Annotated in this window: 14 protein-coding genes; 11 read left to right on the top strand and 3 right to left on the bottom strand. The window is 64.5% G+C overall.

Annotated elements, in window-relative coordinates; translation table 11 throughout:
- Positions 1-20: 20 nt before the first annotated feature.
- From BM338_RS02875 to BM338_RS02840, 8 genes are all read left to right on the top strand, one after another.
- Positions 21-800: a L,D-transpeptidase family protein gene (locus BM338_RS02875; RefSeq protein WP_090449265.1), complete on the top strand. Its 780-nt coding sequence runs from the start codon at positions 21-23 to the stop codon at positions 798-800.
- Positions 797-2,032, top strand: a complete 1,236-nt coding sequence (locus tag BM338_RS02870) for a dicarboxylate/amino acid:cation symporter (RefSeq protein WP_090449263.1) — start codon at positions 797-799, stop codon at positions 2,030-2,032. Before BM338_RS02875 ends, BM338_RS02870 begins: the two co-directional genes overlap by 4 nt.
- The gene (locus BM338_RS02865) at positions 2,029-3,162 is read left to right on the top strand and encodes an NAD(P)/FAD-dependent oxidoreductase (protein ID WP_090449261.1); all 1,134 of its coding nucleotides are present in this window, start codon (positions 2,029-2,031) and stop codon (positions 3,160-3,162) included. Before BM338_RS02870 ends, BM338_RS02865 begins: the two co-directional genes overlap by 4 nt.
- 93 nt (positions 3,163-3,255) lie before the next feature.
- Positions 3,256-3,852 carry an anthranilate synthase component II gene (locus BM338_RS02860; protein WP_090449260.1) on the top strand — a complete coding sequence of 199 codons (597 nt, stop codon included), beginning with the start codon at positions 3,256-3,258 and terminating at the stop codon, positions 3,850-3,852.
- Positions 3,849-4,904, top strand: coding sequence for an anthranilate phosphoribosyltransferase (gene trpD, locus BM338_RS02855; protein ID WP_090449258.1), 1,056 nt, complete (start codon positions 3,849-3,851; stop codon positions 4,902-4,904). The genes BM338_RS02860 and trpD overlap by 4 nt, the downstream gene beginning before the upstream one ends.
- 104 nt (positions 4,905-5,008) lie before the next feature.
- A complete protein-coding gene (gene trpC, locus BM338_RS02850; protein ID WP_090449256.1) occupies positions 5,009-5,803 on the top strand; it encodes an indole-3-glycerol phosphate synthase TrpC in 795 nt (264 codons plus the stop codon).
- A 23-nt stretch (positions 5,804-5,826) separates the two neighbouring features.
- Positions 5,827-6,513: an HAD family hydrolase gene (locus tag BM338_RS02845; protein ID WP_343124150.1), complete on the top strand. Its 687-nt coding sequence runs from the start codon at positions 5,827-5,829 to the stop codon at positions 6,511-6,513.
- A gap of 116 nt (positions 6,514-6,629) precedes the next feature.
- Positions 6,630-7,598: a bifunctional helix-turn-helix transcriptional regulator/GNAT family N-acetyltransferase gene (locus BM338_RS02840; protein WP_090449254.1), complete on the top strand. Its 969-nt coding sequence runs from the start codon at positions 6,630-6,632 to the stop codon at positions 7,596-7,598.
- Between the two features lie 72 nt (positions 7,599-7,670).
- On the opposite strand, the gene crp is transcribed toward BM338_RS02840, so the two are convergent.
- The gene (gene crp / locus BM338_RS02835) at positions 7,671-8,366 is read right to left on the bottom strand and encodes a cAMP-activated global transcriptional regulator CRP (RefSeq protein WP_090449252.1); all 696 of its coding nucleotides are present in this window, start codon (positions 8,364-8,366) and stop codon (positions 7,671-7,673) included.
- Positions 8,367-8,647: 281 nt separating this feature from the next.
- On the opposite strand from crp, the gene speD reads away from it, so the two are divergent.
- Positions 8,648-9,433 (top strand): adenosylmethionine decarboxylase, encoded by a 786-nt coding sequence (gene speD / locus BM338_RS02830; protein ID WP_090449251.1) that lies wholly within the window; start codon positions 8,648-8,650, stop codon positions 9,431-9,433.
- 56 nt (positions 9,434-9,489) lie between these two features.
- On the opposite strand, the gene coq7 is transcribed toward speD, so the two are convergent.
- Together coq7 and BM338_RS02820 are read right to left on the bottom strand one after the other, a co-directional pair.
- On the bottom strand, positions 9,490-10,131 hold the full coding sequence (gene coq7 / locus BM338_RS02825) for a 2-polyprenyl-3-methyl-6-methoxy-1,4-benzoquinone monooxygenase (RefSeq protein ID WP_090450079.1): 642 nt from the start codon (positions 10,129-10,131) through the stop codon (positions 9,490-9,492).
- Between the two features lie 11 nt (positions 10,132-10,142).
- Entirely contained in the window at positions 10,143-11,342 is a 1,200-nt protein-coding gene (locus BM338_RS02820; protein ID WP_090449249.1) for a (Fe-S)-binding protein, read from the bottom strand.
- A 131-nt stretch (positions 11,343-11,473) separates the two neighbouring features.
- On the opposite strand from BM338_RS02820, the gene rplM reads away from it, so the two are divergent.
- On the top strand, positions 11,474-11,902 hold the full coding sequence (rplM, locus tag BM338_RS02815) for a 50S ribosomal protein L13 (protein ID WP_090449248.1): 429 nt from the start codon (positions 11,474-11,476) through the stop codon (positions 11,900-11,902).
- A 9-nt stretch (positions 11,903-11,911) separates the two neighbouring features.
- Complete coding sequence (gene rpsI, locus BM338_RS02810; RefSeq protein WP_090449246.1) at positions 11,912-12,304, top strand: 30S ribosomal protein S9; 393 nt, start codon at positions 11,912-11,914, stop codon at positions 12,302-12,304.
- Positions 12,305-12,353 lie beyond the last annotated feature (49 nt).

Genomic DNA, 12,353 nt, shown 5'->3' with positions numbered 1-12,353 from the left:
TCCTCTGTCGACAGGTCCGCATGGTCAACGCATCTCTTCGCTCCGCGCTGCGCTCAGTTTCTTGCCTGGTACTGGCGGCCACCTTCGCCGGCTGTGTGCGGCAAGTGCCAGAGGCACCCGTGAACACCACGCCCTGGCAGGACGCGCACCAGCTCGTGCTGGTGACCATCGACGACTGGGATACGGATCATGGCGACCTGCGCACCTATGAGCGCGGTGATGGCGCCTGGGAGGAAGTGAGCGAGGGTGTGCCGGTAAGCATCGGCCGCTCCGGTGCTGCCTGGGGCGAGGGCCTGCAGCCAACACAGACCGGCGGGCCGGTAAAGAAGGAGGGCGATGGGCGTAGCGCGGCCGGCGTGTTCAGCATCGGTCAGGCCTTTGGTTACGCCGCACGCTCGACCACCGCGTTGCCCTATCGCGCGCTGCAGGAGTCGGACTATTGCGTCGATGTCGACGGTTCGCCGCTCTACAACCGCATCGTCGATGCGCGAGAGGTAGGCCAGCAGGCGGTGGTCGATTCCACCGAGCCGATGCGGCGCGACCTGCATGCCGACGGCGACATGCGCTACGAGCTCGGCTTCGTGATCGAGCAGAACCCCAACGGCAAGCGCGGCGCGGGTTCCTGCATTTTCGCGCACCTGTGGCAGATGCCGATGGAGACCACGGCGGGCTGCACGGCGATGGACGAAGTGGAAATGCAGATGCTGCTGACCTGGCTGAAGCCGGAGGAAAACCCGATCTTCATCCTGCTGCCGCAAAAGGAATACGTGCGCCTGCGCAAAGACTGGGCGCTGCCGTGAGCGCCACCACGCGGGTCCTGATCGGCCTGGCGGCTGGTGCGGCGCTTGGGCTGACGCTGGATGCATGGCATCCGGTAACGGCCTTGCGCGTGGCGGATGTGGCGCAACCGTTTGGACGGCTATGGTTGAACGCCCTGCAGATGACGGTAGTGCCGCTGGTTTTTGCGCTGGTGATCGTGGGCGTCAACACGGCCACCGATGCGGCGGCATCGGGCCGGGTGGCCCGCCGCGCCATTGTGGTATTCGTGGTGTTGCTGGTGGCGGGAGCGTTGTTCGCGGCGCTCGCCGCCCCTTTGCTGTTCGCGTTGTTTCCGCGCAGTCCGGCGTTGACCGAAGCCCTTGGCCGTGCGGTGGCCACGCCGGTGGCGGTGGCGCCGATAGGCTGGGCCGAATGGTTCAACGGCATCGTGCCCAGCAACGCGATCATGGCGGCGGCGCAGAGCGCCATGCTGCCGCTGGTGGTGTTCGCGCTGTTCTTTGGCTTTGCGTTGACGCGGATCGAGTTGAAGCGGCGGGCGCTGATTGTGGAATTCTTCCAGGCGGTCGCCGACGCGATGATCGTGGTGGTGCGCTGGGTGTTGTGGGTAGCGCCGCTGGGTGTGTTTGCGCTGATCCTCGCGGTGTGCGCACGGGCCGGGCTGCATATGCTCGGCGCGCTGGGTATCTACGTGCTGGTGGAATGCCTGCTCTATCTCGCGGTGACGGCGATGATGCTGCCGGTGGCGCTGGTGTGGGGCGGCGAGCGCGTACGTCGTTTTATCGCGGCGCTGGTGCCGGCGCAGATCGTGGCGGCCAGTACGCAATCGTCGCTGGCGTCGATGCCGGCGATGCTGGAAAGCGCGGGTAGTCGGCTGGGCTATCCCGCGCACGTCACGGCGCTGGTGCTGCCGATGGCGGTGAGCCTGTTTCGCCTTACCAGCCCGGTGCAGTACGTCACTTCCGCCTGCTTTATCGCGTGGGCATTTGGGATGGACCTGGGCGTAGCGCAGCTAGTGGCCGGTGCGTTGCTCGCGGTGGTGATCAGCCTGGGTTCGGTAGGTTTGCCGGGGCAGGTGAGTTTCATGGCCACCAACCTGCCGGTGGCGCAGGCGATGGGTGTGCCGGTGGGGCCGCTGGGTCTGATGCTGGCGGTGGACACGCTGCCGGATGCGCTGGCGACACTGGGCAATGTCACCGCGGATCTCACCGCGACCAGCGTGGTGGCGAAGCAATCCGCGGCGGATGCGTCATGAGCCGGGTGATGGATATCGAAGCCATCGTGATCGGCGCTGGCATGGCCGGCGCTTCGGCGGCTTATTTCATGGCGCCGCATGCGCAGGTACTGGTGCTGGAACGCGAGGCGCATGCCGGCGTGCATGCCACTGGGCGATCGGCTGCGCTGTTTTCCGAGACCTACGGTTCGCCGCAGGTACGCGCGCTGACGCGCGCAACGCGTCCGTTCCTCAACCGTCCGCCGGCTGGCTTTGCGTCACAACCTATCCTTACGCCGCGTGGCGCCACGATCATCGGCACCGAGGCACAGGTGGAGCAGGTGATGGCGATGCATGCGGCGATGCTGCCGTTCACGCCGGACCTCGTTCTGCAAACCGGTCGCGAACTGCGCGAGCAGGTGCCGGTGTTGCGGCCGGAGGCGGCGCATATCGGCCTGCTCGAACCCGGTGCGGCGGATATCGACGTCAATGAATTGCATCAGGGGTTTCTGCGCGGGCTGCGCGCGCGTGGTGGGCAGCTGCGCGTGAATGTCGAGATTGCTGCCATCGAGCGCGGGCCGGGACACTGGTACGTGGACACTGGCGAGCAGGTCTATCGCACGCCGCTGTTGCTCAATGCGGCCGGCGCCTGGGTGGATCAGGTCGCGATGCAGGCCGGCGTGGCGCCGCTGGGTATCGAACCGCGGCGGCGCTCCGCCTTCCTGTTCGAACCGCCACCAGCATTGCCCACCGCGCACTGGCCGTTCGTGATCGACGTCGACGAGAGCTTCTACTTCAAGCCCGACGCCGGCCTGTTGCTCGGCTCGGCCGCCAACGCCGACCCCGTGCTGCCGCACGATGTGCAGCCGGAAGAACTGGATATCGCCCTCGGTATCTACCGCATCGAAGAAGCTACCACCCTGAGCATCCGCCGGCCGACCCGCACCTGGGCCGGCCTGCGCTCCTTCGTCGCCGATGGCGATCTGGTCGGTGGCTTCACCAAAGATGCGGAGGGGTTCTTCTGGGTTGCCGCGCAGGGCGGCTACGGCATCCAGACCAGCGCGGCGATGGGCGAGGCTTGCGCCAGTCTGGCGCTGGGGCGGGCGCTGCCGGCGCATCTGGCGGATGCGGGGTTGTCGGCGGCGATGTTGGCGCCAAGACTGGCTGTGTAGACATCCGTCCGGGCGGTCCGTCGCACCACACAAATGGCCGGCTATACTGCGGACTCCCCTGCGGCCACGGGGCCGCATGCCTGCAGGCTTGCCATGCTTTTGATGATCGACAACTACGACAGCTTCACCTTCAACCTCGTGCAGTATCTGGGCGAGTTGGGACAGGAGGTGAAGGTGGTGCGCAATGATGCGCTGGACGTGGCCGGCATTCGTGCGCTGCGGCCGTCGCACATCATGATTTCGCCGGGTCCGGGTACGCCGGATGATGCGGGGGTGTCGCTGGACGTGCTGCGCGAGCTGGCGGGTGAGATGCCGGTGTTCGGCGTGTGCCTGGGGCATCAGGCGATCGGGCAGGCGTTTGGCGGCAAGGTGATCCGCGCTAAGCAGATCATGCACGGCAAGACCTCGCCGGTGCGCCATCGCGGCCAGGGCGTGTTCGCCGGGTTGCCGAATCCATTCGAGGCGACGCGCTACCACTCGCTGGTGGTTGAGCAGTCTTCGCTGCCGGATTGTCTTGAAGTGACGGCGTGGACGGAGAACGCCGATGGCTCCATCGACGAGATCATGGGTCTGCGGCACAAGACGCTGGCGGTGGAAGGGGTGCAGTTCCATCCGGAGTCCATCTTGACCCAGCACGGCCATGATCTGCTGCGCAACTTCCTCGGCCTGCCGTTGAAGCTGGCCGCATGAACGGACAGGGGCGCAGCATCACCATCACCCCGCAGGAAGCACTGCAACGGACCATCGAGCATCGCGAGATCTTTCATGACGAGATGATCGAGCTGATGCGCCAGATCATGCGCGGCGAAGTGAGTCCGCTGATGACGGCGGCGATCATTACCGGTCTGCGCGTGAAGAAAGAAACCATCGGCGAGATCACCGGCGCGGCGCGTGTCATGCGCGAGCTGGCGTCCAAGGTGGACGCGCCGCCGCACGATCACTTCGTGGATATCGTCGGCACCGGTGGCGATGGCGCTTCCAGTTTCAATATTTCGACCGCTTCGATGTTCGTCGCGGCAGCGGCCGGCGCGCGGATCGCCAAGCATGGTGGGCGGAGCGTGTCGTCCAAGTCGGGCAGCGCGGACGTGCTGGAGGCGCTGGGCGCGTCGATCGATCTGTCGCCTGAGAAGGTGGCGCAGTGCATGGCTGAGACTGATATCGGTTTCATGTTTGCGCCCAATCACCATCCGGCGATGAAGGTGGTGGCACCGGTGCGCAAGGAAATGGGCGTGCGCACCCTGTTCAATATTCTCGGGCCGCTGACCAACCCGGCGGGCGCGCCGAACATCCTGATGGGCGTGTTCCATCCTGACCTGGTCGGCATCCAGGTGCGCGTGTTGCAGCAGCTGGGCGCGAAGCATGCGCTGGTGGTGTGGGGGCGCGACGGCATGGACGAGATCTCGCTGGGTGCGGCAACTCTGGTCGGCGAGCTGCGCAACGGCGAGGTGCGTGAATACGAAGTGGAGCCGGAGGATTTCGGTCTGGCGATGGCGTCCAGCCGCAATCTGCGGGTGGAGAACGCGGAGGAGTCGCGTGCAATGCTGCTGGACGCGCTGGATGGGCGCCGCGGCGTAGCGCACGATATCGTTTGCCTCAACGCGGGCGCGGCCCTGTATGCGGCCGACGTGGCCGGTTCCATCGGTGACGGTATCGAACTGGCGCGCGCCACCATTGCCAGCGGCGCGGCTCGTGCAAAAATGGACGCCTTCGTGACAACCACCCGGCGTCTTGCTCAGGCATAGGCCGAAGGCTGTAGGAGCGTACGTTGTGCGCGACAAGCCAGCGGAGTGGCGACGTTGTAACCTTGTTCGCACACAGAGTGCGCTCCTACTGAACAAAGACGATCATGACTGACATCCTTCAACGCATCCTGACGCGGAAGACGGAAGAAATCGCGGAGCGTAGCGCCAGGCTGCCGCTGGCCGAGCTGACCGCGCGTGCTGCCGATGCGCCCGATACACGTGGCTTTGCCGCGGCGATCGAGGCAAAGATCGATGCCGGTCTATCGGCCGTTATCGCCGAAGTGAAGAAAGCCAGCCCGAGCAAGGGCGTGATCCGCCCGGATTTCGATCCGGCGGCGATTGCGCGCAGTTATGAGAAGGGTGGGGCGGCTTGTCTCTCAGTGCTGACGGACAAGGATTTCTTCCAGGGCAGCGAAGATTTTCTGCGCCAGGCACGCAATGCCTGCTCCTTGCCGGTGCTGCGCAAGGATTTCGTGATCGACCCGTATCAGGTGTACGAGGCGCGTGCGATCGGTGCGGACTGCATCCTGCTGATCGTCGCGGCGCTGGGCGATGCTGCCCTGCTGGAGCTATCGCTGCTGGCGGCCGAGCTGGACCTGGATGTGTTGTGCGAAGTGCATGACGCCGAGGAGCTGGAGCGCGCGTTGGTCCTGCCCGTGCCGCTGATCGGCGTGAACAACCGCAACCTGCGCACCTTCGAGACCAGTCTGGATACCTCGATCGAGCTGCAGGCGCTGATGGAGTACGACCGCATTCTGGTCAGCGAGTCAGGCATCCATACGCGCGACGACGTGGAGCGCCTGCGCGACGCGGGCATCAGTGCCTTCCTGGTAGGCGAGGCCTTTATGCGCGCCGAGGATCCCGGTAGCGAGCTGAAGAAGCTGTTCGCTACGCGCTGAGGTTGATGGTGACAGGGGATAAGGTGGAAATAGTGCCCGAAACGGTGGAGGCGGCTGTGTGTGCGCCGCGTACCGTGCTGTTCGATTTCGATGGCGTGCTGTTTCGCGGCGATTCGTTTAGCGTGTTCATGCGCGAACGTTTCCGCGACTCGCTGCTGCGCCGTCTGCTGTTGCTGCCGGCACTGCCGTGGATGCTGGTGACATGGCCGATTTCCTGGCGCATTCCGGTCCGCACCGCGGTGCATGTCGGCCTGCTCGGGCTGAGCGAGCGCCGCTATACCCAGGCGGCTACGGCCTTCGCCTCGGCGCTGGTGCGCCGGCCGAGCCAGTTTTTCCGTGACGGTCTGAGCACGCTGCGGCGTCATCAGGCCGAGGGCGATCGGGTGATTGTGGTGACCGGCTGCGAGCAGACGGTGGCGAAGGCGATCCTTGCGCAGCTGGGTCTGGAAGAGCTGGAAGTGCTCGCCTCGGAGTTCAAGCCGGGGCTGTTGGGCATGCGCGTCAAGTTCCATAACGTGGGGCGGCGCAAGCTGGTGAAGTTGAAAGCCGCCGGCGTGACCGAGTGGCAGCTGGCCTATAGCGACTCGCTGCAGGACATTCCGATGCTGAAGCCGGCGGCCGAGGCGGTGCTGGTCAATGGCACGCCTAAGGTATGCAAGCGGCTGGAGAGGGCGCTGGGGCGGAGCGTGACGCGCGTCGACTGGTTCTGACCGACCGCTTGGATGGGTTTTGTGTGCATGAGTGGCCGGGCTTGTCCCGGCCACTTGTTTTTCTGGTCCCTGGCGAATTATGTTAGTACTTACATAATTTCCTGAGGGTAATCTCCATGTACCTCGCTTCGCTGGCCGAGCTGGCGCTCGGCAGCCGCCTCAAGGCACTCAGCGATCATTTCTATGGCGCGGCCGACGAGGTCTATCGCACCTGTGGCGCGCAGATCGAATCGCGCTGGTTTCCGGTGCTGCGCTACTTGTGGGAAAACGGGCCGAGCACGGTAGGCGACGTCGCCGCCGCGATTGGCCAAACCCATTCGGCGGTCAGCCAGCTGGCCGACCGGCTGGCGCGAGCCGGGATGATCCGCCGCAAGCGCGATCCGGCCGATGGCCGTCGCAGCGTGCTTACCCTGACCGCCAAGGGCACGGACTCGCTATCGCAGCTTGGCGTGATCTGGTGCTCGATCCGGCGCGGTGCCGTGGCGGCGCTGGGTGACGAGGGCGAGCGCTTGCTGGCGGCGATGGCGGCTTGCGAGAAGGCGCTGCAGGAACGGCCGATTGTCGAGGCGATCCTGGCCGAGCACGCGGCTCTACGCGCCGCCTCGTTGGAAATCGTTCCCTACGAGCCGGCCCTGGCTGAACACTTTTATCGCCTCAACGCGCAATGGCTGCAGAGACACTTCCGGCTGGAAGAGATCGACAAGCAGATGCTGCGTGATCCCGAACGCTATGTAGTCGGCCCGGGTGGTGCGCTGTTGTTTGCGCGGTTGGGCGGGGAGGTGATCGGCACCTGTGCGCTGCTACAGGAGTCGCCGGGCGTCTATGAGCTTTCCAAGATGTGCGTGGACGAGAGCTTTCGCGGGCTCGGCGCTGGCCGCAAGTTGCTGGATGCCGCCGTCGCCGAATTCCACCGGCGTGGCGGCAAGGAGTTGTTCCTTGAGTCCAACAGCCGGCTGAAGACTGCGCTGCGCATGTACGAGCAGGTGGGTTTCGTGTTTCAGCCGGGGACACGGTCGGGCTCGCATTACGAGCGGGCGGACGTGTACATGATTTACCAGGCGCCGAAGAAGGCGCGCAAGCGCTGAATGTCTTTCCCCTCAAAAGCGACATCCCGGCATGCGCCGGGATGTCGGATGAGGCAGGGTGGCGGCGTTATCTCAGCGGGTGCCACGCACCACGATGGTCTTACCGGCCACATCGATCATGCCCTGCTCCTCCAGTTGCTTGAGCACACGGCCCACCATTTCGCGCGAGCAACCGACGATGCGGCTCACTTCCTGGCGCGAGATGCGGATCTGGGTGCCTTCCGGATGGCTCATGGCGTCCGGTTCCTGACACAGGTCCAGCAGGGTGCGTGAGATGCGGTTGGTAACGTCCATGAAGGCCATGCGGCTGACCTGGCGCGAGGTGCGCAGCAGGCGGTGGGTCAGCTGCGAACCGATGGCGAACAGGATCTTGGGGCATTCCTCGCGCAGCGGGCCTTCCATCAGATGGAACAGGCGCTCGTAGCTTATCTCGGCCATTTCGCACGGGGTACGGGTACGCACCATGGACTCGCGCTGCGCCTGTTCCACGAACAGCCCCATTTCGCCGATGAACTGGCCGCGGCTCAGATAGGCCAGGATCAGCTCGCGACCCTGCTCGTCCTCGGTGCAGACCGCCAGCGAGCCGTCGACGATGTAATACAAAGTGTTGGCAGGATCACCGGGCCGGATGATGGCCGTCTTGCCCGGATAGCGCCGGCGGTGGCAAAGAGCGAGAAAGCGCTCCATCGACGCCGGATCGGGAGCGAAATTGGCGGGTGCCTGGGAGCGTTCAAAAGCTTGTTGGAGTTGGTATTTGAGTTGCGCCACGGTCTGTCCCAGCTAAGTAAGGTCGGGCCCTCCGCCAAAGCGGAAGGCTGACAGGTCTTAAAGCAGTCCCCGCGGCATTATGGCAAACAAGTCCGGCCTGCCAAGGTTCAGTTTTTCCAAATTTTGCCGCATACTTCACGATCTTTCGGATGCGACTCCCTGTCGCACGCCCGTCACAAGGGTCGCGGAAGCTTGATGCTTTCGCGTCGTATTATCCAGCGGGGACCCTTGTCGCTAACCCGCCTCTACTGCTGGCCGAGCAACGGTCATGGAGAGTCGCTGTGGTGAAACCACTCCCGCGCCTGCGTCTGCAAGGCTTCAACAACCTGACCAAGGCCCTGAGCTTCAATATTTACGACATTTGCTATGCGGTGTCGGAAGAACAGCGCCAACGCTATATCGAGTACATCGATGAGCAGTATGACGCCGATCGCCTCACCCAGATCCTGACGGATGTGGCGGAGATCATCGGCGCCAACATCCTCAACATTGCGCGTCAGGACTACGATCCGCAAGGTGCATCGGTCACGATCCTCATTTCCGAGGAGCCGGTGATCGAGAAACTCGGCCGCGACACCATCTCCGGTGCCGTGGTGGCGCACATGGACAAGAGCCACATTACCGTCCATACCTACCCGGAAACGCATCCACACAACGGCATTGCGACCTTCCGCGCGGATATCGACGTGGCCACCTGCGGCGTGATCTCGCCGCTGAAGGCCCTGAACTACCTGATCGACAGCTTCGAGTCGGACATTGTGGTCACCGATTACCGTGTGCGCGGCTTCACCCGCGACGTGAAGGGCAAGAAACACTTCATCGACCACAAGATCAACTCGGTGCAGGACTACCTGGCCAAGCACATCCGCCAGAAGTACGAGATGTTCGACGTGAACGTGTATCAGGAAAACATGTTCCACACGAAGATGCACATCAAGGACTTCGACCTCGACACCTATCTGTTCGAGGCGCATGCGGACGATCTCTCGTTCAAGGAGCGCCAGCGCATCGAGTCGCTGCTGCGCCGCGAGATCGAAGAGCTCTTCCACGGCCGCAACCTGATGTAACGAAAAAACCCGCCGAAAGGCGGGTTTTTTTTATGGGTATATGGATTCGCGCTGCGTCAGATGCGGTAGGCGATCGTCTTCATGACTAGTGAGCTTGCGTGCATCAGCGAGGGGATCGGGAACGGCAGGTCGATGCCGCCGCGCTCCTTTGCGTTCTCGGCGTGGCGCACTTCATCGGCCTGCATCTGTACCAGCACGGCGCGCGAGCGATCGTCCTGTGGCGGCAGGCGGTCCAGATGCTCCTCCAGGTGCGCCTCCACCTGACGCTCGGTTTCCACCACAAAGCCCAGGCTGACCGGGTCGCCGGCCAGTGCGGCCAGTGCGCCGATGGCGTAGCTACCGGCGTACCACAGTGGGTTGAGCAGGCTGGGGCGGCTGTCCAGTTCCTTCAGGCGCTCCGCGCACCAGGCGAGATGGTCGGTTTCTTCGGCGGCGGCGTGCTGCAGGTGGTCGCGATTCTCGTCGCTGCGTGCCAGTGCGGCCTGGCCGTCGTAGAGCGCCTGCGCGCACACCTCGCCGGTGTGGTTGATGCGCATCAGGCCGGCGGCGTGGCGGCGTTCGGCGTCGTCCATCTCCGCTTCGTCAACGTTGGCGGCTGGCGAGAGGCGTGCCGCCTCCGGGCTGCCGGCTACGGTCTCCAGGGCGCGCTCCAGGCCGATCAACAGGCGATCGAAGGGTGAAAGGATGCGGGCGTTCATGGCGGCCTCCATCAGGTTTCCAGTTGCTGAGCGAGCAGGACGAGTGGATGTTGGTGCGGCCAGCTTTGACCCACGGCGCCCATGCCGGCGGCGAGATGCAGCCGGCAACCGATATTGGACGACAACAGCCGTTGCGGTGCCAAGGTGGCGGCCTGCCGCAGGGTCTCGTCACGCAGACGGGCGGCGCGCTCGGGGTATTCCAGCATGTGGGTGCCAGCGGCACCGCAGCAGTGCGGCGGGCGCGATAGTGCCTTGGCGTCGAGTTTGGGAACGCGCTGCAGCAATTTCAGTAGTGCGGTATCGCTGCGCGTCACATTGCTCTGTGTGCAGGGCAGATGGACGGCGACGTGTTCCGGTAACGGGCGGAACGACAGGCGATCGGCACGGGAGGCGAGCAGGGTGACGGGGTCGATAACATCTGCGCCCGGCAGCGCGTGGCGCAGGGTGCCGATGCACCCGGGCGTGACGGATACCAGGTGATCTGCGCCGGCCTTTTCCCAGGCGGCGCGTACCTGCCGGGCCGCCTGCGCTGCGTGTTCCGAGTCGCCGCCGTGCAAATCCATGGCGCCGCAGCAGAAGGCCGGCAACTTGGTGACCCGGTAGCCCGCGGCGCGCAATAGAGTGATGGCGGCTTGCTGCGCCTCAGCGTCTTCGACGCTGGCGATACAGCCGGGAAAGAGCGCGACCGTTTCGCCCGCAGTTGGATTGCTGAGCGGCAGTGGTGACTGCTTTGGCAGGGGCTGCCTGGGCCAGAGCGCCAGGGCGGCGCGCATGGGTGAGTCCGGTGGCAAGAGACTCTGTAGTAATGGTTTCCAGTGGGCAAAGCCGGTCCATCCGGCGATCCGCCGTAGGCGTCGCCAGCGGGCGGGCTGGCGGATCAGCGCCAGTTCGCGTTCTGGCCGCCCGGGCGACGGGCCCAGCATGGCCCGTGTTTCGATCAGCAGCTCGCCATATTGCACGTTGGCCGGGCACACCTTTTCGCAATTCAGGCAGCCCAGGCAGTGGTCCAGATGCTCGCGCAGCGCAGGGGTGGTGGACACCTGCCCGCGGGCCAGTGCGGCGGCGATCGCGATGCGGCCCCGCGGCGACTCCGCCTCGTTCCGGTCCAGCGCATAAGTAGGGCATACCGGCAGGCACAGACCACACTGCACGCACTGGTCGGCCAGTGCCGCGATGCGTATGGGGGGCTTTTCATCGGGCATGCCGATCATGCTATCATCGACAGCTCGCAGCCCGCCGGTCGGTGGGCTTGCGCGATAGATGAAAGCTCCGCTATCATCTCGCGCCTTTGCTCCACCGATTATGCCAACCGCCACTTTGGCGGCAGACTAGGTATTCCGAAATGAAAACGTTCAGCGCCAAGCCGGAAAGCGTCAAGCGCGACTGGTTCGTGATCGACGCCACGGACAAGACGCTCGGTCGTCTGTCGACCGAGATCGCCCGCCGTCTGCGCGGCAAGCACAAGCCGGAGTTCACCCCGCACGTCGACACCGGCGATTACATCGTCGTGGTCAACGCCGAGAAGGTGGCCGTCACGGGTGCCAAGCTGGACGACAAGAAGTACCACCGTTTTACCGGCTATGTCGGCAACCTGAAGACCACCAGTCTGAAGGACCTGCTGGCTACCCACCCGGAGCGCGTGATCGAGATCGCCGTGAAGGGCATGCTGCCGAAGAACCCCCTGGGCCGCGCCATGTACCGCAAGCTCAAGGTCTACGGTGGCTCCGAGCATCCGCATACCGCACAGCAGCCGCAGGCGCTGGAACTCTAAGGAATCATGATGGCGATCCAGCAGAATTACGGCACCGGCCGCCGCAAGACCTCCGCCGCTCGCGTGTTCCTGCGCAAGGGCAAGGGCGACATCACTGTCAACGGCAAGACTCTCGACCAGTTCTTCGGTCGTGAGACCTCGCGCATGATCGTGCGTCAGCCGCTCCAGTTGATCGAAGCGACCGACAAGTTCGACATTAACGTGACGGTCGCCGGCGGCGGCATTACCGGCCAGGCCGGTGCGATCCGCCTCGGCATTGCTCGCGCACTGATCGAGTACGACGAAAGCCTGAAGTCGCAGCTGCGCAAGGCTGGCTTCGTGACCCGCGACGCCCGTGAAGTCGAGCGTAAGAAGGTCGGTCTGCACAAAGCCCGTCGCGCTACCCAGTTCTCGAAGCGCTAATCATCGCGCTTCGACAGTCCGACGCCCCAGGTCAGAGCGCGTCGTACTG

Origin of the sequence: Dyella sp. OK004, assembly GCF_900114495.1 — a bacterium.
In the GTDB taxonomy this organism is placed as follows: domain Bacteria; phylum Pseudomonadota; class Gammaproteobacteria; order Xanthomonadales; family Rhodanobacteraceae; genus Dyella_D.
The sequence above is the reverse complement of the archived record's forward strand: the minus strand, read 5'-3'. Positions and strand labels throughout refer to the sequence as shown.